This is a genomic window from Bacillus sp. NPDC094077 (genome assembly GCF_050279465.1).
Classification (GTDB): Bacteria; Bacillota; Bacilli; order Bacillales; family Bacillaceae_G; genus Bacillus_A.
The window spans coordinates 357,743-382,419 of sequence record NZ_JBNNUF010000003.1 but is presented as its reverse complement, the minus strand read 5'-3'; the positions used below and the strand labels follow the sequence as shown (position 1 = coordinate 382,419).

At 37.0% G+C, this 24,677-nt stretch carries 26 protein-coding genes and 2 riboswitches; of the genes, 2 read left to right on the top strand and 24 right to left on the bottom strand.

Going from position 1 to position 24,677, the window contains the following annotated elements; all coding sequences use genetic code 11:
- The 7 genes from ACQKNR_RS10685 to ACQKNR_RS10655 form a co-directional block, all read right to left on the bottom strand.
- Positions 1-1,623, bottom strand: a complete 1,623-nt coding sequence (locus tag ACQKNR_RS10685; RefSeq protein WP_427317648.1) for a nitrite/sulfite reductase — start codon at positions 1,621-1,623, stop codon at positions 1-3.
- An 11-nt stretch (positions 1,624-1,634) separates the two neighbouring features.
- On the bottom strand, positions 1,635-2,228 hold the full coding sequence (gene cysC, locus ACQKNR_RS10680) for an adenylyl-sulfate kinase (protein WP_427317646.1): 594 nt from the start codon (positions 2,226-2,228) through the stop codon (positions 1,635-1,637).
- Positions 2,229-2,240: 12 nt separating this feature from the next.
- Positions 2,241-3,377: a sulfate adenylyltransferase gene (gene sat, locus ACQKNR_RS10675; RefSeq protein WP_427317644.1), complete on the bottom strand. Its 1,137-nt coding sequence runs from the start codon at positions 3,375-3,377 to the stop codon at positions 2,241-2,243.
- Between the two features lie 38 nt (positions 3,378-3,415).
- Positions 3,416-4,120: a phosphoadenylyl-sulfate reductase gene (locus ACQKNR_RS10670; protein WP_427317642.1), complete on the bottom strand. Its 705-nt coding sequence runs from the start codon at positions 4,118-4,120 to the stop codon at positions 3,416-3,418.
- 86 nt (positions 4,121-4,206) lie between these two features.
- Entirely contained in the window at positions 4,207-4,350 is a 144-nt protein-coding gene (locus ACQKNR_RS10665) for a YezD family protein (protein WP_002149491.1), read from the bottom strand.
- Positions 4,351-4,423: 73 nt separating this feature from the next.
- A riboswitch (SAM riboswitch) is annotated at positions 4,424-4,532 on the bottom strand.
- Between the two features lie 116 nt (positions 4,533-4,648).
- Entirely contained in the window at positions 4,649-5,965 is a 1,317-nt protein-coding gene (gene lysA / locus ACQKNR_RS10660; protein ID WP_427317641.1) for a diaminopimelate decarboxylase, read from the bottom strand.
- Between the two features lie 179 nt (positions 5,966-6,144).
- A riboswitch (Lysine riboswitch) is annotated at positions 6,145-6,326 on the bottom strand.
- Positions 6,327-6,415: 89 nt separating this feature from the next.
- The gene (locus ACQKNR_RS10655) at positions 6,416-6,811 is read right to left on the bottom strand and encodes a DUF3888 domain-containing protein (RefSeq protein WP_427317639.1); all 396 of its coding nucleotides are present in this window, start codon (positions 6,809-6,811) and stop codon (positions 6,416-6,418) included.
- A 254-nt stretch (positions 6,812-7,065) separates the two neighbouring features.
- Here ACQKNR_RS10655 and ACQKNR_RS10650 point away from each other — a divergent pair, with 254 nt between their 5' ends.
- A complete protein-coding gene (locus ACQKNR_RS10650; protein ID WP_427317637.1) occupies positions 7,066-8,952 on the top strand; it encodes an LTA synthase family protein in 1,887 nt (628 codons plus the stop codon).
- A 181-nt stretch (positions 8,953-9,133) separates the two neighbouring features.
- Positions 9,134-9,835 (top strand): CDP-diacylglycerol--serine O-phosphatidyltransferase, encoded by a 702-nt coding sequence (gene pssA / locus ACQKNR_RS10645; protein WP_000285422.1) that lies wholly within the window; start codon positions 9,134-9,136, stop codon positions 9,833-9,835.
- Between the two features lie 30 nt (positions 9,836-9,865).
- On the opposite strand, the gene ACQKNR_RS10640 is transcribed toward pssA, so the two are convergent.
- From ACQKNR_RS10640 to ilvC, 17 genes are all read right to left on the bottom strand, one after another.
- A complete protein-coding gene (locus ACQKNR_RS10640; protein ID WP_427317635.1) occupies positions 9,866-10,837 on the bottom strand; it encodes a 2-hydroxyacid dehydrogenase family protein in 972 nt (323 codons plus the stop codon).
- A gap of 148 nt (positions 10,838-10,985) precedes the next feature.
- Positions 10,986-11,150, bottom strand: a complete 165-nt coding sequence (locus ACQKNR_RS10635; protein WP_427317633.1) for a YozQ family protein — start codon at positions 11,148-11,150, stop codon at positions 10,986-10,988.
- Positions 11,151-11,218: 68 nt separating this feature from the next.
- Positions 11,219-12,238, bottom strand: a complete 1,020-nt coding sequence (locus ACQKNR_RS10630; protein WP_427317631.1) for a histidinol phosphate phosphatase domain-containing protein — start codon at positions 12,236-12,238, stop codon at positions 11,219-11,221.
- A 12-nt stretch (positions 12,239-12,250) separates the two neighbouring features.
- Positions 12,251-12,574: a phosphoribosyl-ATP diphosphatase gene (hisE, locus tag ACQKNR_RS10625; RefSeq protein WP_427317630.1), complete on the bottom strand. Its 324-nt coding sequence runs from the start codon at positions 12,572-12,574 to the stop codon at positions 12,251-12,253.
- A 10-nt stretch (positions 12,575-12,584) separates the two neighbouring features.
- Positions 12,585-12,890 (bottom strand): phosphoribosyl-AMP cyclohydrolase, encoded by a 306-nt coding sequence (gene hisI, locus ACQKNR_RS10620; RefSeq protein WP_427317628.1) that lies wholly within the window; start codon positions 12,888-12,890, stop codon positions 12,585-12,587.
- Positions 12,887-13,645, bottom strand: a complete 759-nt coding sequence (gene hisF, locus ACQKNR_RS10615; protein ID WP_427317626.1) for an imidazole glycerol phosphate synthase subunit HisF — start codon at positions 13,643-13,645, stop codon at positions 12,887-12,889. Before hisF ends, hisI begins: the two co-directional genes overlap by 4 nt.
- The gene (gene hisA / locus ACQKNR_RS10610) at positions 13,639-14,358 is read right to left on the bottom strand and encodes a 1-(5-phosphoribosyl)-5-[(5-phosphoribosylamino)methylideneamino]imidazole-4-carboxamide isomerase (RefSeq protein WP_427317624.1); all 720 of its coding nucleotides are present in this window, start codon (positions 14,356-14,358) and stop codon (positions 13,639-13,641) included. Before hisA ends, hisF begins: the two co-directional genes overlap by 7 nt.
- Complete coding sequence (gene hisH, locus ACQKNR_RS10605; RefSeq protein WP_427317622.1) at positions 14,331-14,960, bottom strand: imidazole glycerol phosphate synthase subunit HisH; 630 nt, start codon at positions 14,958-14,960, stop codon at positions 14,331-14,333. The genes hisA and hisH overlap by 28 nt, the downstream gene beginning before the upstream one ends.
- Positions 14,961-15,545 carry an imidazoleglycerol-phosphate dehydratase HisB gene (hisB, locus tag ACQKNR_RS10600; RefSeq protein ID WP_427317620.1) on the bottom strand — a complete coding sequence of 195 codons (585 nt, stop codon included), beginning with the start codon at positions 15,543-15,545 and terminating at the stop codon, positions 14,961-14,963.
- Positions 15,545-16,834 (bottom strand): histidinol dehydrogenase, encoded by a 1,290-nt coding sequence (hisD, locus tag ACQKNR_RS10595; protein ID WP_427317618.1) that lies wholly within the window; start codon positions 16,832-16,834, stop codon positions 15,545-15,547. The genes hisB and hisD overlap by 1 nt, the downstream gene beginning before the upstream one ends.
- Before the next feature lie 10 nt (positions 16,835-16,844).
- Complete coding sequence (gene hisG / locus ACQKNR_RS10590; protein WP_427317616.1) at positions 16,845-17,480, bottom strand: ATP phosphoribosyltransferase; 636 nt, start codon at positions 17,478-17,480, stop codon at positions 16,845-16,847.
- Positions 17,456-18,718, bottom strand: a complete 1,263-nt coding sequence (locus tag ACQKNR_RS10585) for an ATP phosphoribosyltransferase regulatory subunit (protein WP_427317614.1) — start codon at positions 18,716-18,718, stop codon at positions 17,456-17,458. Before ACQKNR_RS10585 ends, hisG begins: the two co-directional genes overlap by 25 nt.
- Before the next feature lie 309 nt (positions 18,719-19,027).
- Entirely contained in the window at positions 19,028-19,609 is a 582-nt protein-coding gene (gene leuD / locus ACQKNR_RS10580) for a 3-isopropylmalate dehydratase small subunit (RefSeq protein WP_427317612.1), read from the bottom strand.
- Positions 19,587-20,981: a 3-isopropylmalate dehydratase large subunit gene (gene leuC, locus ACQKNR_RS10575; RefSeq protein ID WP_427317610.1), complete on the bottom strand. Its 1,395-nt coding sequence runs from the start codon at positions 20,979-20,981 to the stop codon at positions 19,587-19,589. Before leuC ends, leuD begins: the two co-directional genes overlap by 23 nt.
- Entirely contained in the window at positions 20,981-22,045 is a 1,065-nt protein-coding gene (leuB, locus tag ACQKNR_RS10570; RefSeq protein ID WP_427317608.1) for a 3-isopropylmalate dehydrogenase, read from the bottom strand. Before leuB ends, leuC begins: the two co-directional genes overlap by 1 nt.
- Positions 22,046-22,121: 76 nt before the next feature.
- Complete coding sequence (leuA, locus tag ACQKNR_RS10565) at positions 22,122-23,642, bottom strand: 2-isopropylmalate synthase (protein WP_427317607.1); 1,521 nt, start codon at positions 23,640-23,642, stop codon at positions 22,122-22,124.
- Between the two features lies 1 nt (position 23,643).
- Positions 23,644-24,654: a ketol-acid reductoisomerase gene (gene ilvC / locus ACQKNR_RS10560; protein WP_427317605.1), complete on the bottom strand. Its 1,011-nt coding sequence runs from the start codon at positions 24,652-24,654 to the stop codon at positions 23,644-23,646.
- Positions 24,655-24,677: the final 23 nt, after the last annotated feature.

The following is a 24,677-nucleotide window of genomic DNA, read 5'->3' as shown; positions in this document are numbered from 1 at the left end:
CTAAGACGCTATTACTTCTTCTAACACATTATTTAACGCTATTTGTAATGTCTCTACACCAACGCGGCCAACAAAATCATAAAACGTTTCAGCTGGTAACTTATTCTCTTTGAAATAACTTATAAATGATGCAAGCACCTCCGGTAGATCTTCACCATCTATTTTCCCTTTTAGCTTTTGATTATAAGCGCCGCCATCTAATAGCGTTCCACCTACATAAATTTCAAACGCCTCAACAATTCCTTTTTCCTTCGTTTTCATTTTCACCCCTTGTAATCCAATATCAGCAATTTGGCGTTGACCACATGAGTTCGGGCATCCTACCATATGAATTCGAACCGGAACATCAAGCGCAATTTGTGTATCTAAGTATTCTGCAATTTTTCGTAATCTCTCTTTCGTTTCTACAAGAGCGAGATTGCAATATTCAATACCAGTACATGAAACCGCATGACCGATAAATGATTTCGGACTTGCAGAGATTGCTTCAAACAACGGTTCACTTAATAACCCTGTTACATTTTCTGGTGGAACATTCGGAATGATGAAGTTTTGTGAGTTACATGTACGAATTTGTCCATTTCCATACTGCTTTGCAATTCTTGCAATCTCAAACATTTCTTCTGCATGCAAGCGTCCTACTGGTACATTAAAACCTACATATTTTAATCCCTCTTGCTTTTGATTTTGAACACCATAAAAATAGCCTGCATTCCATCCTTTGAGTGCACTTTCCCCTTTACTTTGCAGAGGTCCTGTATACTCTAGTAGTTTCTCTTTAAATTTCTCTGCTCCCCAGTCTGCAACAAGAAATTTCAAACGTGCTAAATGACGTTTTTCCCGATATCCAAAATCACGGAATATAATAGCAATCGCTATCGCTACCGCCTTCACTTCTTCTGGTAAAACGAACACATCTAATTCTTCCGCTAAATATGGACGAGCTGATAATCCTCCGCCTACTTTTATATGAAAACCAACTTTTTTCTCACCATCTATTTCTTTCGTAGCAGGTGTAAATGCAACACAATTAATCTCTGCGTTTGCAGAGTTATAAACATTAGAACTAATAGACATTTTAAATTTACGTGGTAGATTAGAAAATTCTTCATTATGTTGGAAGTATTCGTATATTTCTTTAACAATTGAAGTTGTATCAAATAGTTCGTTCGCATCAATCCCAGCAAGTGGATTCCCTGTAATATTCCGCGTTATATCACCGCATGCTCCTGCTGAAGATAATCCAACTCTCGCTAACCTTTTAAAAATATCAGGAATTTGCTCAATTTCTAACCAGTGAAACTGTATCGCCTGTCTTGTCGTAATATCTAACACGTCACGCCCATAGTCTTCAGCAATAGAAGCAAGTGCTTCTGCCTGCGCATTTGTAATAATCCCTGAAGGAATATTCACACGCATCATGAAATAACCCGCTTCTTTTGGACGCTGCAAATACAATCCTGCCCATTTAAATGCGTCCCACTCTTCTTTCGGAATAGATTCGAATCCGTTTTCTGCATAGTAAGGAATATCATTAAAGATTTCCAATCCATCTTTTTCTAATTTCTTTTTCTCGCTTTGATTTAATTTTTCATTGTTAGCCCATACTTTTTCATAACTCATTTTTAATCCCCCTATATAAAACTACGCCCTTGTAAGTACTTCACAATTTGTTCTGCACATTCTTCAATAGAATACTTGTGCGTTTCTACAATTAATTCTGCTTGTTCCGGTTCCTCATACGGTGAATCAATTCCCGTAAACTCTTTAATATCACCTTTTCTCGCCTTTTTATAAAGTCCTTTCGGATCACGTTTCTCGCACTCTTCAATCGGACATTTTACAAACACCTCAATAAATTCATCCGCCATTAACAAATCCCTTACTTGTTTACGATCTATTCGAAACGGTGAAATAAATGCTGTAAGGACAACCGTCCCTTGATCTACAAATAGCTTCGCCACTTCGCCAATACGTCTTATATTTTCCATGCGATCACTTTCAGAAAAACCTAAATCTTTATTTAATCCGTGGCGAATATTATCCCCATCTAGCACATAGTTTCCTATATTCTTGTCAAATAGTTTACGGGCAACTGCATTCGCTACTGTAGATTTACCTGAAGCTGATAAACCAGTAAACCAAACTACAAAACTATGATGCCCATTCTTTACTCTTCTCTCATCTTTTGAAACAGACGCTGTATGCCAAGTAATGTTCGTATCCATCTCGTTCTCTCCCTATTCTGTTACTACTTCTTTTTTCAAACCTTTAATTAACACTTCCACTACCTCTTTACGACTAAATGCACTTGGCGGAATCTCACCATTTCTTAACATTTCTCTTACTTTCGTACCCGATAAAATGACATGATCCTCTTTCCCATGCGGACATGTTTTCGTCGAAGCCATCGATTCGCATTTAATGCAGTAAAAACTATGTTCAAAAAATAACGGCGTAATCCCTAACTCTTCTACTGTAAAATTCGTAAATATGTCCTGCGCTTCGTATGTTCCGTAATAGTCTCCTACCCCGGCATGATCACGCCCTACAATAAAGTGGGTACACCCAAAATTCTTTCTTACTAATGCATGAAATATCGCTTCCCTTGGTCCTGCGTAACGCATTGCTGCAGGAAACACCCCTAAAAAGACGCGCTTTTTTGGATAATAGTTTTGAAGTAACACTTCGTAGCTTTCCATCCTTACATCAGCAGGAATATCATCTGACTTTGTTTCCCCAACGAGCGGATTTAAAAAGAGACCATCTACAATTTCAAGAGCAGATTTTTGAATATACTCATGAGCACGATGTACCGGGTTTCTCGTTTGAAATCCGACTACTGTTTTCCAACCACGTTTTTTAAATTCTTCTCTCGTTTCAATTGGGTCTAAATGATAAGAAGGAAATTGCTTATTTTCAAAGCGTTTTATAAGAGTAATAGCCCCTCCAACGTAAACATTTGGTCGTTCATATAATTTTTTCACTCCTGGATGAGCCTCATCCGTCGTTTTATATACAAGTAACGCTTCTTTTTCTTTATCAGGTGCAAAAATATCTTCTATTTGAATGACACCATATATATTTCCGTCGTTGACAAGTTTTACTTTCTCCCCAGCCTTCAGTCTCTCTGCTACTTCTTCTGTTACTGGCAATGTAATCGGTATACTCCATACGCTACCATTTGCTAAACGAAGCGTTTCTACAACCGAATCATAATCTTTTTTTCCTAAAAAACCAGTAAGCGGACTATATCCCCCTGTCGCTAGCAGTTCTAAATCGCTTAACGCAATGTTGTCTAGTTTAATTTCTTTTTCAATTTGTGATACGTCGTATGTCTCATCTACACGGTTTATTAATTCGTTTATTATAGTCATTTTCTATATCCCCTCTTAGCTTTATTTCAAGATTCATCTTATTGGTAATGAAGACCGCACTCGGTTTTCACTTTCCCAGCCCATCTACCTTCTCTTGAATCACCACCTGCTCCTACAGGTAACGTACATTTCTCACACCCAATACTTGGATATCCAATATCATGAAGTGGGTTATACGGCAAGTTATGTTTGTATACATATCGCCACACTTCTTTCCACGTCCAATGGATAAGCGGACAAACTTTAATAGATTGAAAACGATGATCTTGATTTATAAACTTTGTATGCTTACGCGTTTCTGATTGTTCCCTTCTTAATCCCGATATCCACGCTTTTTCTGCTGCAAGTGATTTTTCCAAAGGCAAAATTTTCCTAATCTTACAGCAGAGATTTGGATTGCTTTCCCATAGTTTCTCACCATGCAACTTCGCTTGTTCATCAAGTGTAAGTTCTGGTTGTTTTTCTATAATATTTAATGAAGGAAATCGCTCACGTACTTTTTTAATCAATTCGTACGTTTCTTGAAAATGAACATTTGTATCTAAAAATACAACTTTAGCAGATGGATTTACTTGGTTTATAAGATGGAGTAATACCATACCCTCCACTCCAAAGCTACACGCATACACAATTTCATCTTTATATTCTTTGTAAGCCCAACTTAATACTGATAGCGCGCCCTTCGTTTCATCTTTTTCCGAAAACGGAACACTATTTTCTTTCCACGTCTCATAAGTCAACATGTCTTTTCCCCCTGTAAAAGCAAAAAGACGGCTTTAACCTATTAAAATAGATTAAAACCGCCTCTAGTTTTTCTAGTCAGCGCTTTTTACTTTAAACGGACCTTTTCACTTTTCTCTAACTGAATGACTTTTCCATCTTGCACAACAATTGTAATTGAACCATATTTCATATCAGCAAGCATCGTTTGAATTTTTTCAGATACTTCATCAAAATGTTCCCGTACGCTCACGCGAACAGCCCCCCTTTTTTATTCATAAAAAAAATCTTTCCCATTTCGAAAAGACTGTTCGGTAATATATTTTACCTTATCTTTCAAAATGGATTCCATTTTGCTGGATTTAGCACCTTGCTTTTTATAAGCAGGTTGCCGAGCTTCGTAGGGCCAGTTCCCTCCGCTTCTCTTGATAAGCTTTGTATTTGTATTTTATCACAATTCTGATTTTTTTCAATCCTAGTTTTCCGATATATTTTAATTATTTTATTTTATAAAAAAGGAATTGCCCATCCGAACAACTCCTTTTTCACATTTAAGCAAGCTCTTTAATACGTATGCGATCGTTTCCAATAATATTTTCATACGTTTCGCGTTCTACAACAATTTGTGATGCTCCGCCTTTTGCAAAGACGACGGCTGGTCTACAAATACGATTATAATTATTCGCCATCGAGTACCCATATGCCCCAGTGCAAGAAATTGCTAGTAAATCAGAAGAAGCAACTTTCGGTAGATGAATATCCCAAATCAACATATCTCCACTCTCACAACATTTTCCTGCAATTGAAACGAGCTCCTCATTTCCATCATTTCCTCGATTCGCCAACATTGCCTCATAACGAGCTCCGTATAGAGCCGGCCTTAAATTATCTGTCATTCCACCATCCACTGAAACATATTTCCGAATGCCAGGAATATCTTTCACCGATCCGACTGTATAAAGTGTTGTTCCGGCATCACCTACAATACTACGACCTGGTTCAATCCATATTTCTGGAAGCGGATATTCGCATTGTGTAAACTGTTCTCTTATCGTACTTGTTACGGCATGAACATACGTTTCAAGTGTTAATGGTGTATCCGACTCCGTATAACGTATACCAAATCCGCCGCCCACATTCAACACTTTTACTACATAGTTTGTTTGTTCTCTCACCTCTTCTAAAAATTGGCGAAGAACTTCAATTGCTCGAACAAAACCAGCTGTTTCAAATATTTGTGATCCGATATGTGAATGAATTCCTAACACATTATAATTTGACTTTTGTAATGCTAGCTCAATCGCTTGCATTGCTTGACCATTTGAAACACCAAATCCAAATTTCGAATCCTCTTGGCCTGTTGTTATATATTCGTGTGTGTGTGCCTCTACTCCAGGCGTAACACGGATTAATATGTTCACAAATTTCCCATGTTCTACTGCTAAATCATGTAAAACTTCTAGTTCAAAGAAATTATCTACTACAAAACAACCGATATTTGCCTGAAGAGCCATCACTATCTCTTCTTCTGTTTTATTATTTCCATGAAAATGAATACGCGATGCTGGAAATCCTGCTTGGAGTGCTGTATATAACTCTCCTCCAGAAACGACATCTAATGACATATTCTCTTCACAAGCTACTCGGCACATCTCCATGCACAAGAACGCCTTGCTTGCATATGCTACTTGATAAGAGAAACCACTTTCTTTAAAAGCACGATGAAACGCACGACATTTCCCTCGAATAGACTCTTCATCGTATACATAAAGTGGTGTTCCGTATTGTTTTGCGAGCTGCGTCGTATCGCACCCTCCAATTTCTAAGTGTCCTTGCCCATTGATTCGGCTTGTGCCGTGTAAATACATTTGAATTCCTCCCTTATTTCCTCTAAAACTCATAACCCCAATCTTCTATTCATTGCAGCACGCTTTTAGATAGACAAAAAACGCGCGGAACAATGTTCACACGCGTTTCTTATTAGGAAAAATATATATTGAAAAAATAAACGAGTTGTTATCTTCTCAAATAAGAAACCGCATCAACATCTCCAAATAGCTCTCCATAAAATAAATCTTATGACAGTACTACATTTATTCAATGCAGTCCCAATATATGAATAAGGTGGTCATTCTTATATTTCGGCAATAGTCCCTTTCAACCTATGATCACAGATTCCACTAAATCTCCCATAGCTTACTCTTTCCTATCGCGGCCTCTACCTTTGAGAGTAGATGAGGTAAGTCTATTTAATTTTCAAACATCTAATTGTTGCTATTAACAATACCAAAGGACCATTTTATTTGTCAAACAATTTTTTATATTGTTTTTTTACAGTTTAGTTTCGTATCATCTGGTAAGCGCTTTACTGAAAACTTTACAACTTCCCATTCGCCTTCTTCGTTATTAAACGTAATTGTTACTTTTTCAAATGGCGGAACAATTTTTCCACCGACCTGTTCATACTTTGTCACTTCAATAACCGCTCGGAATAAATATGTACCACTATACACTTTTTTTAAACTAATGATTTTAGGACATTGATAAGGTTTCAGGCTCCCATATTGTTTTTCAATTGCTTTATTTATTTTCGGAAATAAAACAGAATAAAGTGCGTCTTCCATAAGAGGTGTATCATATTGAGCTATTGACACACCCGGTGAAGCAAAAAGTATAACACTACTGCACACTATAAAATAGAATAATTTTCGCATTATAACCTCCGTATTATTACGCGATTCCTTCTACGCACGATAATTATCATACATAGAAATTCCATTTTATTTTCTCCTACTGCTCTTTTTCTACTCAATTATTATAAAAAAGTCCACAACTCTCTTTTATTTTCGTATAATGATACTCATAGTATAATAATCATAATAATAAAGGACTGTTCGTATATATAAAGTGAGGCACTATTCAGACGAGCTCACAAGAACCGTCATGCTTTTTAGGAGAGGAGTATATTATGCTACAAAATCTGTTTCCAAAATTACGATTTGCACTCGTTGCAGTCGTTTTATTATGGATTAAAACATATATCGTGTACAAGCTAGCGTTTGATATTAAAATTGATAACTTCTTTGAAGAATTTATGCTTTTTATTAACCCGCTAGCTTCATTACTTTTATTTTTCGGCTTAGCTTTATTTGCATCTAAGCACAGAAACCGAATTATAATTGGAATCAGTTTTATACTGTCATTTATTTTATTTGGAAATGCAATGTTTTATGGGTTTTATAACGATTTCGTTACCTTCCCGGTTTTATTCCAAACAAATAATATGGCTGACTTAGGGACGAGCATAAAAGAACTCTTTACGTATAAAACATTACTTTTATTTGCAGACGCAATTATTTTAATGTTTATTTCGCGTAAGTTCCCATCATTTGGGGATAAAACACCACTTTCCCGCTCAGAAAAACGAACTTTCTTTAGTGGTGTAACAGCGTTATTAGCACTACAAATTGTTGTGTCAGTTATTTATAAACCACAAATGTTCTCACGTTCATTTGACCGTCAAACTGTCGTGAAAAATTTAGGTTTATACACATATCATCTCTTTGATATTACACTTCAATCTAAGTCTTCGGCTGAGCGTGTATTTGCAAGTGGCGACGGATTCTCTGAAATTAAAAACTATACAGACGCAAAAGATAAGCAGGTTGATAAAAACTTATTTGGAGCTGCAAAAGGTAAAAATGTAATTTTAATTTCAATGGAATCTACACAAAGTTTTGTTATTAATAAAAAAATAAATGGAAAAGAGATTACTCCATTTTTAAATGAATTTATTAAAGATAGTTTTTATTTCGATAACTTCTATCATCAAACGGGACAAGGTAAAACTTCTGATGCTGAATTTATTGTTGAAAACTCACTTTATCCGCTAGATCGTGGTTCTGTATTCTTTACTCATGCAACAAATGAATATACCGCCACACCAGAACAATTAAAAAAATATGGCTATTCTTCCGCTGTATTCCATTCAAACGATAAAGCGTTTTGGAATCGTGATGTAATGTATCCTGCGCTTGGATATGATCGTTACTTTAACTTAAATGATTACGTAGGCACGGAACAAATGTCTGTCGGTTGGGGATTAAAAGATAAAGAGTTCTTTGAACAATCTATTCCAAAGTTAAAATCTTTACCGCAACCGTTCTATACAAAATTTATCACTTTAACAAACCATTTTCCGTTTCTTCTAAATCCAGAAGATCAATATGTGGATGAGTTTAATTCGGAAAGTGGCGTTTTAAATCGCTACTTCCCTACAGTTCGTTACACGGATGAAGCTCTTAAATTATTTATTAATCAATTAAAAGCAGAAGGACTATATGACAATTCTGTTATTGTCATTTATGGAGATCATTATGGCATTTCCGAAAACCATAACGCGGCTATGGCTCAGTTCCTTGGGAAAGACACTATTACACCGTTTGATTCGATGCAATTACAACGTGTCCCTCTTATTATTCATGTGCCTGGTCAAGAAGGAAAAGTTATTTCTAAAGTATCCGGTCAAATTGATATCAAACCAACTCTACTTCATTTACTTGGTATTAAAACAAATCAATCAGTTGAATTTGGAACTGACTTATTTATTAAAGAAAAAAATCCACTAATGGTAATGCGAGATGGTAGCTTTGTTTCGGAAGATTATGTTTATACAAAAAATATGTGCTATAAAAGAAGTACGGGTGAAGCAACTGATATAACACTATGTCAACCTTATATTGAAAAAGCAAAAACAGAATTAAAATTCTCTGACAAACTAATTTATGGAGATTTATTACGATTCGATCCTAACAATCGATATAAAACTGGAACGATGACAACAAAATTTGAATAGTGTAAGAAGCAACTTTATATAAGTTGCTTCTTTTTTACTTATTTCCCCCCATTATTCTTCTATGAAATCTTTCACAAATTGGGAATTTCTTTCGTATGAGGAAGAAATTTATGGTATGATAAAATAAGTAAACTTTCATACACTAATTAATAATTTATAACAGAAAGCAAGGGATCAGATTTTGTATAGAGCAGCTATTCCAAATTTATTTACGCTCGGAAATTTATATAGCGGATTTTTATCAATCGGCTATGCATCTTTAGGATATTATAAATCAGCTGCTATTTTAGTACTTATCGGGATGATGTTAGACAGTCTTGATGGTCGTGTTGCTCGTTTATTACGTGTTGATTCACAAATGGGAAAAGAGCTGGACTCGCTTGCGGATGTCGTAACATTTGGTGCAGCACCTGCTGTTTTGATGTATTACACATCTTTCTCAAACTACGGAATCATCGGACTATACATAGCGGGATTATTCCCTCTTTTCGGAGCATATCGTTTAGCACGATTTAATGTAACACCATCTTCTACTTCAATGAAATATTTCACTGGAGTTCCGATCACAGCAGCGGGAGGGCTTGTCGCTTTCTTAACATTATTTTCACATACCATTCCAAAAATCGTTCTTATTACAGTATTTGTAACGTTCGCATTTTTAATGGTGAGCCGCATTCGTATTCCAAGTTTAAAAGATGTACCAATTCCACGATATAGCATCATTATTACACTATTTTTAGTTGGAATCATTATCACAATGTATCAAACAGGGTTTGGTAATTTTTCTGTTTTCTTATTCATTGCCATCCCACTATACATTTTGTACATGTTATCTCAATTTCTTAGACAAAGACCCTCTAAAAGAGCGAATAAAGAGAAATAAAAGAAACCTTCCCAAATCGGAAGGTTTCTTTTATTTTGTCACTAATACTTTTTGATTTACAGGTGTTACTGGTTCTTCACCATTCAATACAGCTAAAATATTTCTTACAGCCATTTCAGCCATCGCATCACGCGTTTCAAATGTTGCATTTCCTACATGAGGAGCAAGCACAACATTCTTTAATCCTTTTAACTCTTCAGTAATTTTCGGTTCAAACTCAAATACATCAAGAGCTGCCCCTTCAATTTCATTCGTTTTTAATGCATGGGCAAGTGCCGCTTCATTCATAATTGGTCCACGTGAAGCATTTACAATATATGCTGTTTTTTTCATCATTTTAAACTGTTCTTCATCAATCATATGATGTAGTTTCGGATTATAAGCACAGTTAATTGTAATAAAGTCTGCTGTTTGTAATAATTCTTCCAACGTTACATATGTTGCTCCTAGTTCACTTTCAGCTTCAGGCTTACGATTTGGCCCTGTATATAAAACATCCATTCCAAATGCTTTCGCACGCTTTGCAACTGCCTTACCGATTTCTCCAAGGCCAATAATTCCAATTGTCTTACCATGTACTTCTCGTCCTAAGAAAAATAACGGTGCCCATCCGTTAAATCCAGTTGTACGACATAACGTATCCCCTTCAGGAATTCTGCGTGCCGTTGCTAAAAGAAGTGCAAATGTTAATTCTGCTGTCGCTTCAGTTGATACTTTTGGTGTATTCGATACTACAATTCCTTTTTTTCCTGCATACTTGTAATCAATATTATCGTAACCAGCACCATAGTTTGCAACAATCTTTAAATTAGGTGCCGCATCCATAACTTCTTTCGTCACCTTTGTAGAAAGTAAGCTTAACAATGCATCTTTATCTTTTACACGCTCTGTTAATTCATCTACAGAAATTAATTCCTCTTTATCGTACATTTCTACATCATGATCCTTTAATAGTTCTAATCCGATTTCTGGAATTTTTCCTGCTACTAATATTTTCGACACTACTAACACCTCTTCTATAGAAAATAAGATATCTCTTATATTTCATTGTAAGAAATCCACATATAAAAACCAAGGAATTTGATTATAGTTTTGAAAATCGACACTTTTTTCTCCATAAGAAAAGAGGAGATTCATCTCTCCCCTCTTCTTACGCTTTCTCTTGCGATTCTTGCCCAAGCTTTGCATCGATTGTTCCTTCTGCAACTGTGTCGCTAATTTGTTCCTCAATAACTGAATTAGCTGTTTCATTTGTTTCAGAAGTATAGGCTTGTTCCACCGCTTGTACATTTTGTTTCTTTTGTTGTTTTGCCATGTCTTACCCTCCTTTTTATTCTTTCTTATTTTGAACAAAAAGGGTGGTTTTCATCAAAAAATTGTGGGTCATTTTAAAATTGTTACTTCTTCTTCAAGCGGTCTCATGACTCTTGCTCGTTTCGTAAATGTTGCGATATGAGTAATACCGTGAGTTCGTAATGTTTGCACATTTTCTTTTACGTATTTCCCTAAATCATTCGGATAATGAGCATCTGAAGAAATAGTAATTGGAACACCATATTTAGCTAATACTTGTAGATAGAGCGGACTTGGGCACATCTCCCGTACAGGATAGCGATAGTACAATCCCGCATTTATTTCTGTTGCGGTATTTGTTTCTACCAATGCACGCCCAATTTTCTTATAGTATAAAAGCTGTTCATTCTCATCTAATCGATAATTAAAGACTTTTATATTATCAAGGTGAGCTATAATATCAAACAACTCAGAACGAACCGCACGCTCAACCGTTTTGAAAAACGTATCATATAACGCATGTAATTCATGCTCCTCGAAGTACTCTTTCGTATCCGGATTATCAAATCCCCATCCGTCAAGAAAATGAACAGAACCAATTACATAATCGAAGTCTCCTAGCGCCATTAATTCTGCTAGATCTTTTTCACCACCGATAAAATAATCCGCCTCAATTCCAAGTTTGAGCGTTACTCCTCGTTTACTCCATCTCTTTTTTGCCTCCTCGATCGCCTTTGTAAAATCATGTAGTGAAGCTACTCTTACTTGGTCTAGCCACTCTTTCTGTAAACGACCAAGTTTTGAATGACTAATATCTACATATCTTTCATAATATTCTTTCGCCTCATGAAAACGATATAAATGATCAACAATTCCAACTTCCTTTATTCCTTTTCGCACTGCTTCTTCTAAATAGAAATCAATCCATTCCGCTGTAAATGGCCCTTCCTTCACACGCTTTTGCAAACGTTCTTGTGTTTTCATAAGCCAATCGATAGAATGCCTGCCTTCTTGAAGCGGCTCATAATATTCCAGTGCTTCATTTATTTTGGCAAGCCACCCTATTGAATAAGGTCCTTCTTCTAAATGAAGGTGATAATCTACTTTCATATGTATTCCCCCTTATAATGTATCTATTTCTTTTCGCTCCCCTAATCTCGAAAGCTTACCATTTCTTTCTTTCACTTCTTGCATAACATCTTCTAGTGAAATATTTTTTTCAGCCAATAGAACAAAACAGTGATAGAACACATCAACCATTTCTTTTACTAATTCTTCTTTATCATTATTTTTAGAAGCAATGATTACTTCAGAGCACTCTTCCCCAATTTTCTTTAAAATTTTATCTTCTCCTTTTGAAAATAAATAATTTGTATACGATTCAGGGAGTGGGCTTTTCTTTCGTTCTTCAATTGTTGCAAATAATACCTTAAGAATATCTTCCATATGTATCCCCCTAAATAATTTTATAGTGAAAACATGTTTTCTCTCCCGTGTGACAAGCAGGTCCTACTTGTTTTACGTTCACAACAATTGAATCTTGATCACAATCTAAATAAAGAGATTGCACATATTGGACATTACCTGATGTTTCTCCCTTATTCCATAACGATTGTCTCGAACGAGAATAAAACCACGTTTTTTTCGTTTCCACCGTCTTTTCATACGCTTCTTCATTCATATAAGCTAGCATTAACACTTCTTTCGTATCTTCTTCAATAACAATGGCCGGTATTAAACCTTTTGAAAAGTTGGGCTTCATAACCTCACCTCGATGTTTGCATCTCTTAATTTTTTCTTTACATTCTGTACAGTCGCTTCACCATAATGAAAGATTGATGCTGCTAAAGCTGCATCAACTGTTGTCTTTTGGAAAACTTCTATAATATGATCCGCATGACCACAGCCGCCTGATGCGATTACTGGTACGGAAACACTTTTTGAAATTTCTTCTGTTAAATGAAGATCGTAACCGTTTTTCGTTCCATCTGCATCCATACTCGTCAATAAAATTTCTCCTGTCCCTAGCTCAACAACGAGCTTCGCCCATTCGATTGCATCCATTCCCGTATCGACTCTTCCGCCGTTCACGTATACATTCCATTTATCTTCAGCTACTTTTCTAGCATCAATTGCTGTGACCATACATTGTGAGCCAAAATGTTCTGCACCCTCTTCTATTAGCTTCGGATTTCGCACTGCCGCTGAGTTTATTGAAACTTTATCTGCTCCAGCTCTTAGTAAATTGTACATATCTCTCACACTTGAAATCCCTCCACCAACTGTAAGAGGAATAAATACTTTTGAAGCTGTTTTTTCTACAACATCTATAATCGTTTTTCGCCCTTCATGTGTCGCAGTAATATCTAAAAATACAATTTCATCTGCTCCCGCATCATTATATAAAGCCGCTATTTCAACAGGATCACCGACGTCTTGTAATCCTATAAAATTTACCCCCTTTACGACTCGCCCTTCTTTCACATCTAGACATGGAATAATTCGTTTCGCTAACATAATTTTGTTACCTGTAATACTTCTTCTAAATCAATTGTTTTCTCGTAAAGCGCCTTTCCAATTATGACACCATATATATTCATATCATGTAATCTTTTCACATCTTGAATAGATGCCACTCCTCCAGAGGCAATGAGACGAATGCCCACACTTTTTTGTAGTAACTCTAATTGTTCAAAATTAGGTCCTGTCAGCGTCCCGTCTTTCGAAATATCTGTAAACACAATTGTTTGAACACCTAAACTTTCCATTTGTTTTGCTAAACTAATGTAAGAAATTTCAGACACATCAAGCCAGCCTCTCGTTGCTACGAAGCCATTTTTCGCATCAATTCCAACAATGATTTTCTCTTTATATAGACAAACTGCTTCTTCTAAAAATGTCTTATCATAAAGAGCAGCTGTTCCTAAAATCACTTTTTCTACACCTACTGACAATAACTTCTCCACTGCTACAAGTGATCGAATTCCTCCTCCAACTTGCACCGGAATATGTACCGCTCTACATATTCTTTCAATGATGGGCAAATTTAACGATTCACCGGCAATTGCACCGTCTAAATCAACAATGTGTAGTATTTTCGCTCCGAGCTTTTCAAATATGATCGCTTGCGCAACTGGATCTTCATTCATTACCGTTTCTTTACTAAACTCTCCTTGATAAAGTCTTACACATCGTCCTTCTTTTAAATCGATAGCTGGGAAGATCTCCATGCTTCTACCACCCCTTTAAAATTTTTTAATATGTGCATTCCAATTTCTCCACTTTTTTCAGGATGAAACTGAGCACCAAATATATTTCCTTTTGCTACAAAACCAGGTACTTGCACCCCGTACTCGCTTGCCCCATACACAATTTCTTTTGGACAATCTGCATAATAAGAGTGGACATAATATACGAAAGAACCGTCTTCTATTCCATTCCAAAGAGTTATTTCTCCTTCTTTCTTCAATTCATTCCATCCCATATGTGGAATTTTATAAGGAACTTTTAACTTTCGAATGACACCTGGCAATAAACTTAATCCGTTACAGTCTTTTAATTCCTCACTTTTTTCAAATAAAAGTTGCATGCCTAAGCATATGCCAAGGAACGGTTTCCCTGAATTCCCAACTTCTTTTAGCACATGTACTAAACCTTTTTCTTCTAGAACATCCATCGCTTTCGGAAATGCGCCTACTCCCGGCAAAATAACTCCATCACTCCTTAATATTTCTTCTTTATCATCCGTTACGATATACTCCACTCCAACATATTTTAATGCTTGTTCTACACTACGAATATTTCCCATTCCATAATCTATAATGGCAATCAATTACAACATCCCCTTCGTTGAATTTACACCAGTAATGTTGGCATTTTTATCGACTGCCTCTCTAAGCGCTCGGCCAAATGCTTTAAATAAAGCTTCAATTTTGTGATGCGTATTACTTCCATACAAAATGCGAGCATGTAATGTAATATTGGCAGCATGAGCAACAGCTCTAAAAAATTCTTCCGTTAATTCTGTATCAAAATCTCCGAGCTTCGGATTTGTTAATTCACCTTGAAATACAATATATGAGCGTCCGCTTATATCAATTGCAACAAACCCTAAAGATTCATCCATCGGTACATATGCCGATCCATACCTGTTAATCCCCTCTTTATTTTGCAATGCTTCTTTCAAGCAATTTCCGAGTACAATTCCAACATCTTCAACTGTGTGATGAGCATCCACAAACACATCACCTTCCGCTTCAACTTGCAATCCAAACCTTCCATGTCTCGCAAATAAAGTTAGCATATGATCGAAGAAACCAACACCCGTTTGAATAGAAACATTCGTACTTTCATCAAGCTGTAAACGTAATTTAATTTTTGTTTCTGATGTCTCACGCACTTGACTCGAATGACGCATTATTCTTCCTCCTCAAATCTAATTTGAATTGCCTTCGCGTGTGCATGTAAGCCCTCTTTATTTGCAAGTTCTACAATATGATGCTGTACATTTTTTAACGCTTCCTCCGTATAAGAAATAAAGCTTGATTTTTTCACGAAATCATCGACTGATAACGGAGAGAAAAACCTTGCCGTTCCACTTGTGGGTAATACATGATTCGGTCCTGCCAAATAATCCCCGAGTGGCTCAGGTGCATATGGTCCAAGAAAAATGGATCCCGCATGCTTTACATAAGCTAGAGCATTCATTGGCTCTTTTATATGTAACTCTAAATGTTCTGGAGCGATTTCATTTGATAATTGAAACGCCTTTTCTAAAGAAGGAACAATACAAATTGCTCCATTTCTTTTTATAGCTTCACGAGCAATCTCACCTCGTGGTAATGTCCCTAACTGCCTTTCAATCTCTCTTTCTACTCCTTTTGCTAGCTCTATATTCGTTGTAATGCAAATTGCTGTTGCTCTTTCATCATGCTCCGCCTGTGACAATAAATCAGCAGCAATATACTTGGCATTTCCTGTTTCATCAGCAATAACTACAATTTCTGACGGTCCAGCAATCATATCGATATTTACTATTCCGTATACTTCTCGCTTCGCTAGAGCGACGTACAAATTTCCTGGTCCAACTATTTTATCGACTTTCGGAATCGATTCCGTCCCATATGCTAAAGCAGCAATTGCTTGCGCACCACCGGCCATATAAATTTCATCTACTCCCGCAAGGTTTGCTGCAGCTAATATATGTGGATCAATTCCACCTTCTCTCGGCGGTGTTACCATTATAATTTTTTTCACACCTGCAATTTTGGCTGGCAATACATTCATTAATACGGATGAAGGATAAGAAGCTGTCCCGCCTGGCACATATACACCTACCTTTTCTAGCGGCCGAATGAGCTGACCTCTAATTATGCCTTCACTCACGCAGTCAAACATTGATTGCCTCTTTTGCTTTTCATGATATGAGACAATGTTTCTCTTCGCTTCTTTTAACGCTTCTAAAAAAGAGTGCTCTACTAACATACTTGCTTGTTTTATTTCTTCCTCACTTACACGAAAATTTGTAACCTCCACACCATCAAACTTTTTTGTATAGAAAGATAAAGCCTCATCTTTACTCTCTCTTACGTTTTGAACAATTTCTCTAACATTTCTCTGAACAGTTTCTTCTATTATATTAGCGCTTTCCCTTAGCACTTTTATTTTGGCTAATGCCTCTTTGAAATCTTCATAAACTATCTCCATTTTAATCCCCCTATTTCCCTGACAAAATTTTTTGCTCCATCATATTTATAACACTGAATATTTCGTCTTTTTTGGTTTTTAAAGCTGCCTTATTTACAATCATCCTCGCTGATATAGAGCACATTTCTTCAAATACAATTAGTCCATTCTCTTGTAACGTTTTTCCTGTTTCGACAATATCAACAATCGCATCTGCCAATCCGAGCAGCGGAGCGATTTCTACAGAACCTTCTATTTTAATAATTTCTACATCTTCTCCTTTATCATGGAAATAAGTAGAAGTAATGTGCGGATATTTCGTAGCAATTCGTTTCTTCCTGTAACTCTTCGGATTGTACGTAGGAACAGAAGCAATACAAAACTTACACATACCCACTCCTAAATCCACCATTTCATATATATCTTTCTCGTTTTCCATTAAAATATCTTTACCAACGACACCAATATCAGCTACTCCATGTTCCACATAAGTAGCGACATCCACCGCTTTCACTAAAATAAATGAAATATTAGTATTTTTACTTTGAAAAACCAGCTTTCTCCCTTTATCTTTAAGCTCTGAACAATCGATACCAATTTGCTCAAACAGTGGAATCACATGCTTTTCTAGTCTTCCTTTCGTTAACGCAATTTGAATGTTACGCACGAAGTCTCCCCTTCTTTCTGGATGATCCATTTCTCTCTCCATACATATTCCACTAATGATTCATTCTTTGTCTCAACGACCGTCATGATTTTATTCTTTTTTGCAAAGTGAAAACTATCGTTTATATTAGAGAATAAAGATAGCTCTACTTTCTTCCCATCCTTTTGCAGTAAACTTCGTAATCGTTCTGCTTCTGCCAACCTATTTAACTCATAATGAATCATAATATCTATTTGCTTTCGTTTATACGGTTCTTGTTGCTCTTGAAGTGCCTTAACAATTTGATTTACTTGTACCGCGAGTCCAACTGCCGGCATCACCTCTCCAAAATTGCTAATTAATTCATCATATCTACCTCCACTAACAATTTCTTCTCCAATTTCATATATATACCCTTTGAAAATAACACCCGTATAGTAATCTAAGTGTTGAATCATACCTAAATCAATTGATATGTAAGAGCCATATCCTAGCTTTTCAATTGTTTCATACATTTCTTTCACTCTTGCAATGGCCGTTTTCATTTCATTACTTGAAGCAAGTTTTTCTGCTTCTTCAATAACTTCTAAATTCCCAAATAGTCTTGGCAACTTCTCAAGTAATCTTACTGTTTCATCACACCGATCTAATTTCTTTTCCCCGATAAAATTTGAGAGAGCAGCATAGTTTTTTCTTTCTATATACGTTCTAAGCACTCTCTCTTCCTCATCATGAATGGAAAGTTTTTTTACAATACATTTATATAACTGAACTTGCCCAATCTCGATTGTAAAAGATTGTACCTTCAACTTTTGTAGTGCTTGAATTACACTTATCACACATTCAATTTCAGCTCTTACATTATCAATCCCAATAATTTCAATGCCACTTTGCACGATCTCATTATATTTTCCAGAAAGGGACTCATTCGCTCGAAATACATTTCCACTATATGTTACTTTAAGAGGAGTATCCCATCTCTGCGTCCCGATCACTCTCGCTAGAGGAATTGTCATATCTGGGCGTAAGACGATAATCCGTCCTTTTTCATCGAAAAACTTATACATCTTTTCTTCATCTATCGGCCGATTTTGAAAAGCAAACACATCATAAAACTCAATCGTAGGAGTCCTTATTTCTTCATAACCCCTTTCAAAAAATGTACGCCTTAATTTTTGTTCCACCTCTTCAATTAACGTACATTCTTCGAATAAATAATCTCTCGTTCCATTTGGATTTGCCCTCTTCCACTTTGTCATCTAAATTCACACACCCTTTCCTCTCTAATGTATGCCCCTTCCATTCACCTAAACCGAAAATAAAAAGAGCCTTGTAGACAAAATACCTACAGGGCTCTTTAGTAGAGTGTAGGTACAACGGGAATACCCCTTGTACCTACACGTTTTCACGTTAGGTTCAAGGGTTTCATGTATGATGATGTAGTTGTGTAAGCATTTTAATAGATTGTATTGTATTCATAATACTTACTCCCTTTCTCCTCTAATTTTTAAAATAGTATATAACAGTTAATTCTGAATGTAAATACATTTTTAATATTCCGTTATTTCTTAATATAAAGCTACTTTTCTTTCATACTCTTCAATTTCTTGTCCATATTGCATTGTAATGCTGATTTCATCTAGGCCATTTACTAATTTTTCTTTCCACATTTTCTCGATTGTAAAATGGAATCTGTATGTGTTCGTAGTAATTACTTCATTCTCTAAATCAACCTCTATTTGATCTCTCGCATCCGTCTTAGCAAGTTGTTCCCGCATCTCTTTCTCCATTACGATCGGTAACATGCCATTCTTCATACAATTCATATAAAAAATATCTGCAAATCCACCGGCAATAATAACACGAAAACCATAATCAGCAAGTGCCCAAGGCGCGTGTTCTCTTGAAGAACCACAACCAAAATTATCCCCAGTAATTAATATACTCGCACCTTTTCTTTCTTGTGCATTAAGCGGAAAATTAGGATTTTCATGCCGATTATTATCATATCGCCACTCATCAAATAAATATTCTCCAAATCCTGTCCTTTCAATTCTCTTTAAATATTGTTTTGGAATAATTTGATCTGTATCAATGTTATCATTCATAAGTACTGCGGCAGTACCTTTATGAATACGAAATGGCTCCATCATAACTCTCCTTTCTAATATCAACAAAATGACCATATAACGCGGCCGCGGCCGCCATTGCTGGACTAACTAAATGCGTTCGCGCTCCTTTCCCTTGCCTTCCTTCAAAATTACGATTTGAAGTAGATGCACAATGTTCCCCTTCAGGTACTTGATCCGGATTCATTCCAAGACACATCGAGCATCCAGGCTCTCTCCATTCAAATCCAGCTTCTTCAAAAATAAGATGCAGTCCTTTTTGCATCGCTGCTTCTCTTACCCTTTTAGACCCCGGCACAACAAGTGCTCGCACACCTTCTTTTACTTTTTTCCCTTTTACAACAGATGCGGCAATTTCTAAATCGGATAATCGAGAATTTGTACAAGACCCAATGAAAACATGCTGAACTGGAATGTCATAAGTGCTTTGCCCAGGTCTTAATCCCATATATGCAAATGCTCTTTCATCATTTGCATCATGCTTTTCTGGCAATTTTTCATCAATACGAACACCCATACTCGGATTTGTTCCCCAAGTAACGTACGGTGCTAAATCCGTAACATTTATCGAAATATGTAAATCATAAATTGCACCTGCATCTGTATAAAGTTCAGACCATTTTTTCGTGAAACATTCATAGTCTTTCGGTGCATATTTACGCCCTTTTACGTAAGAAAAGGTTTTCTCATCTGGTGCAATAATACCAGCTTTCGCTCCCCCTTCTATTGCCATATTGCAAAGCGTCATCCTCTCTTCCATATCCATAGCATGAATTGTCTCTCCGTAAAATTCCATTACATATCCCGTTCCAACTGCTACGCCGTACTTTGAAAGGAGATGCAAAATAATATCTTTTGCATAAACACCTTTTGGTAACTTTCCTTTTAATTCAATGCCCATCGCTTTCGGTTTTCGTTGCCACAACGTTTGCGTTGCTAATACATGCTCTACTTCACTCGTACCAATACCAAATGCTAGCGCGCCGAAAGCACCATGAGTAGCAGTATGACTATCACCACAAACAATTGTTTTTCCTGGTTGCGTGAGTCCTAATTCTGGACCGATAACATGAACAATCCCCTGCTCTTCATCTCCAATATCAGCTAATGGCACCTGAAATTGTTTACAGTTTTCCCGAAGTGTATCCAGTTGCTGCTTCGCAATACGATCCGTAATATTCCAAACATCTTTCGTTGGAATATTATGATCCATCGTTGCAAATGTTAAATCTGGTCTGCGGACAGTTCGATTTGTCATCCGCAAACCCTCAAAGGCTTGCGGTGACGTTACTTCATGAACGAGATGAAGATCGATATACAATAAATCTAATCCATTTTCGTTTGTCGTAACCACGTGTCTTTCCCAAAGCTTATCTAGTAACCTTTTTCCCATTATCGTCCTCTCCCTACTAGCGCTTGCTCTTCCATTTCTTGAATAACTGCCTTCGTAAATGAAGTTGTTGTCTCATTCCCTCCGATATCTGCTGTACATTTTCCTGATGTAAGAACTGCAGAAATAGCTTCTTCAATCGCACACCCTTCTCTCGTTAATCCGAATGATTGCCCAAGCATCATTGCAACAGAACGCATCATCGCAATTGGATTCGCCTTATTTTTCCCCGCAATATCCGGCGCTGATCCGTGAATAGGCTCATATAATGAAGGGCCATTTTCGGCATGGCTCGCTGACGGAAGCATTCCTAATGATCCAGCTAATACAGAAGCCTCATCACTTAAAATATCACCAAATAAATTTTCCGTTACGATAACATCAAACCGTCTTGGATTCCGAATTAATTCCATAGCTGCGGCATCTACTAAAATGTGTTCTAATTCAACATCTGTATAGCGAAGTGCTACTTCCTCTGTCACGGTTCTCCATAGTTTACTAGACTCTAAAACATTCGCCTTATCAATAGATGTTACTTTTTTCTTCCGCTTACTTGCTAATTGAAAAGCGTACGAAACGATACGTTCAATTTCATGGCGATGGTACGTAAGTGTATCCGTTGCCACTTCTTCCGTTCGTTCTTTCGGATAAGAAAAATAAATTCCTCCTGTTAATTCACGAACGACAACGAAATCAATTTCATCAGCGTTTTTTAATGGTGATAAATGTGCAGTTGTGCTTTCTACCGTCACAGGGCGAACATTTGCAAATACACCAAGTCCTTTTCTTAAAGCTAATAATCCTTTCTCCGGTCTTTCTTTCGCGCGATCCCAACGAGGTCCACCGACTGCTCCTAGTAAAACCGCATCACTCGCTAAACAAGCGGCCAGTGTTCTCTGTGGTAACGGCTGGCCAGATAAATCAATAGCAGCTCCGCCAAAGTACTCGTCTTGCAAATGAAAACGATGTCCATATAACCTCTCTACCATATGCAATACTTCCTTCGCACTTCCCATAATTTCTGGGCCAACACCATCACCAGCTAAACAAACGATACGTTTTTCCAATTTCAGCACCCCTTTAACAGAATTTTCAGAACCCTAATTTGATAGGTGAGGAAAATTCCCCTCACCTATCAAATACTTACTTTACAAGTGATATAAAAGATTTTAATTTCCCTGCTGCATGGACGTAAGCTCTCGCCGATGCTTCCAATACGTCTTGTGCAACTCCGAAACCTGATACTTGATGAGTTCCTTCTTTCAATTCAACATGAACGTGAGCAAGTGCATCTTGACCTTGCGTAATGGATTGTATGCGATAATCTGCCAATTCACATTCTAATCCTAAAATTCTTTGAATTGCATTGTAAATCGCTTCAATACTACCAGAACCAGTAGCTGCATCTTCGTATACATTTCCTTTCTCATCTTTCAGCACAACTGTCGCGCATTGTGTACTATTGGATACGAAATGTACTTGCAATTGCGTAATATTATATTGCTGTGCTGCAAAAGCTGCTTCGCCAAGCATAAGCGCGCGTAAATCTTCTTCCGTAATTTCCTTTTTACGATCAGCTAATTTTTTAAACGCTTCAAATACCGCATCGCGCTCTTCATTTGTAAATTCATAACCAAGCTCTTTCATTTTTTCGGTAAACGCGTGACGCCCAGAATGTTTACCAAGTACAAATAGGTTTTGAGATTCTCCTATAAGTGCTGGTTCAATAATTTCATATGTTGTCACTTCTTTTAAAACACCATCTTGATGAATACCTGATTCGTGAGCGAATGCATTTGCACCAACGATTGCTTTATTTTTCGGTACAACCATACCTGTTAAACGACTTACTAAAGTACTTGTCGATTTAATCTCTTGTAGTGTCATAGAAGACGCAGCTTTATAGAAATCTTTTCTAATATGAAGCGCAACAGCAACTTCTTCTAAGGCCGCATTCCCTGCCCTTTCTCCAATTCCGTTAATCGTTCCTTCTACTTGTAACGCTCCGCCTTCAACTGCAGCTAACGAATTTGCTACTGCCATACCAAGATCATCGTGGCAATGACAAGAGAAAATTGCTTTTTCATACGATGGAACGGATTCTTGTAAGTATTTAAAAAGAGAATAATATTCTTCCGGATTCGTATATCCAACTGTATCCGGAATATTAATTACATTCGCTCCTGCGCGAATCGCCACTTCTACTGTTTCCGCTAAAAATGCTCTTGATGTTCTTGTTGCATCTTCTGCAGAAAATTGCACTGTCGGAAATAATGATTTTCCGAGCGTAACTGAGCGATGAATACTATCTAACACATCTTCTTTTGACATACAAAGTTTATATTTCATATGAATGTCACTCGTAGCTAAAAATACATGTAGACGAGGAGATACAGCACCTTTCACAGCTTCATATGCTCTTCGAATATCACTCTCTTTTGCTCTAGCTAAACTCATAACTGTAGCATTTTGAATTGTATTTGCGATACGTTTTACTGCCTGAAAATCCCCTTCGGAAGCCGCTGCGAATCCAGCCTCCATTACATTAATACCAAGCCTCTCAAGTTGCCTTGCAATTTGTAATTTCTCTTGTTCATTTAAGTTAACTCCTGGTGATTGTTCGCCATCACGTAGCGTCGTATCCATGAACAAAATCTGCTTCATATTATTTAACCCCTACCTTTACTCGCGGCTGTACGAAAGGCATCATTTCACGTAATTTACGTCCAACTACCTCGATTTCATGTTCATTTTCTTTCTCATTTGTCGCATGGAAATTTGGTCTTCCCGCTTTATGCTCTGCAATCCAGCCTCTTGCAAATGTACCATCTTGAATTTCTGCTAGTACTTCACCCATCGCTTTCTTCGTATCTTCAGTAACAACACGTGGTCCTGATACGAAATCTCCCCACTGCGCTGTATCTGAAACTGAATATCTCATATTTTCAAGTCCACCCTCATACATAAGATCCACAATGAGTTTCAGTTCATGTAAACATTCAAAATATGCAAGTTCAGGTTGATAGCCCGCATCAACTAGCGTCTCAAACCCTGCTTTAACAAGCGCAGTCACTCCGCCGCAAAGTACAGCTTGCTCCCCAAATAAATCTGTTTCTGTTTCTTCTTTAAACGTCGTTTCTAATACACCAGCTCTCGTCGCTCCAATTCCATCAGCATAAGAAAGTGCTTTTTCAGTCGCAACTCCAGTTGCATCTTGATATACTGCAAATAATGCAGGAACAGCCCCGCCCTCAGCAAACGTACGGCGCACTAGATGTCCTGGACCCTTTGGTGCTACTAGAAATACATCTACATTCGCTGGTGGTTTTACTTGATTAAAGTGAACATTAAACCCATGTGCGAACACGAGAGAATTTCCTGCCTGTAAATTCGGTGCAATTTCCGCTTCATACACTTCTGGCTGCAGTTCATCAGGTAGTAAAATCATTACTACCTCTGCCTTTTTTGCCGCTTCTGCTACTGTATATACAGAAAACCCATCTTCTTTCGCTTTATCCCAAGACTTCCCTTTCCTTAGCCCTACTACTACATCAAATCCGTTATCCCGTAAGTTTTGTGCATGCGCATGACCTTGCGAGCCATATCCGATGATTGCTACTTTCTTATCCTTTAATACATTTACCTTTACGTCTTTTTCATAATAAACTTTTGCCATTTTCTTTTCCCCCTATATTTAAA

Excerpts from the sequence above, each read along its gene's own strand:
- ACQKNR_RS10685 (WP_427317648.1), bottom strand. The coding sequence starts at position 1,623 with ATGAGTTATGAAAAAGTATGGGCTAACAATGAAAAATTAAATCAAAGC.
- cysC (WP_427317646.1), bottom strand. The coding sequence starts at position 2,228 with ATGGATACGAACATTACTTGGCATACAGCGTCTGTTTCAAAAGATGAG.
- sat (WP_427317644.1), bottom strand. The coding sequence starts at position 3,377 with ATGACTATAATAAACGAATTAATAAACCGTGTAGATGAGACATACGAC.
- ACQKNR_RS10670 (WP_427317642.1), bottom strand. The coding sequence starts at position 4,120 with ATGTTGACTTATGAGACGTGGAAAGAAAATAGTGTTCCGTTTTCGGAA.
- lysA (WP_427317641.1), bottom strand. The coding sequence starts at position 5,965 with ATGTATTTACACGGCACAAGCCGAATCAATGGGCAAGGACACTTAGAA.
- ACQKNR_RS10655 (WP_427317639.1), bottom strand. The coding sequence starts at position 6,811 with ATGCGAAAATTATTCTATTTTATAGTGTGCAGTAGTGTTATACTTTTT.
- ACQKNR_RS10650 (WP_427317637.1), top strand. The coding sequence starts at position 7,066 with ATGCTACAAAATCTGTTTCCAAAATTACGATTTGCACTCGTTGCAGTC.
- ACQKNR_RS10635 (WP_427317633.1), bottom strand. The coding sequence starts at position 11,150 with ATGGCAAAACAACAAAAGAAACAAAATGTACAAGCGGTGGAACAAGCC.
- ACQKNR_RS10630 (WP_427317631.1), bottom strand. The coding sequence starts at position 12,238 with ATGAAAGTAGATTATCACCTTCATTTAGAAGAAGGACCTTATTCAATA.
- hisE (WP_427317630.1), bottom strand. The coding sequence starts at position 12,574 with ATGGAAGATATTCTTAAGGTATTATTTGCAACAATTGAAGAACGAAAG.
- hisI (WP_427317628.1), bottom strand. The coding sequence starts at position 12,890 with ATGAAGCCCAACTTTTCAAAAGGTTTAATACCGGCCATTGTTATTGAA.
- hisF (WP_427317626.1), bottom strand. The coding sequence starts at position 13,645 with ATGTTAGCGAAACGAATTATTCCATGTCTAGATGTGAAAGAAGGGCGA.
- hisA (WP_427317624.1), bottom strand. The coding sequence starts at position 14,358 with ATGGAGATCTTCCCAGCTATCGATTTAAAAGAAGGACGATGTGTAAGA.
- hisB (WP_427317620.1), bottom strand. The coding sequence starts at position 15,545 with ATGCGTCATTCGAGTCAAGTGCGTGAGACATCAGAAACAAAAATTAAA.
- hisD (WP_427317618.1), bottom strand. The coding sequence starts at position 16,834 with ATGGAGATAGTTTATGAAGATTTCAAAGAGGCATTAGCCAAAATAAAA.
- ACQKNR_RS10585 (WP_427317614.1), bottom strand. The coding sequence starts at position 18,718 with ATGACAAAGTGGAAGAGGGCAAATCCAAATGGAACGAGAGATTATTTA.
- leuD (WP_427317612.1), bottom strand. The coding sequence starts at position 19,609 with ATGGAGCCATTTCGTATTCATAAAGGTACTGCCGCAGTACTTATGAAT.
- leuC (WP_427317610.1), bottom strand. The coding sequence starts at position 20,981 with ATGGGAAAAAGGTTACTAGATAAGCTTTGGGAAAGACACGTGGTTACG.
- leuA (WP_427317607.1), bottom strand. The coding sequence starts at position 23,642 with ATGAAGCAGATTTTGTTCATGGATACGACGCTACGTGATGGCGAACAA.
- ilvC (WP_427317605.1), bottom strand. The coding sequence starts at position 24,654 with ATGGCAAAAGTTTATTATGAAAAAGACGTAAAGGTAAATGTATTAAAG.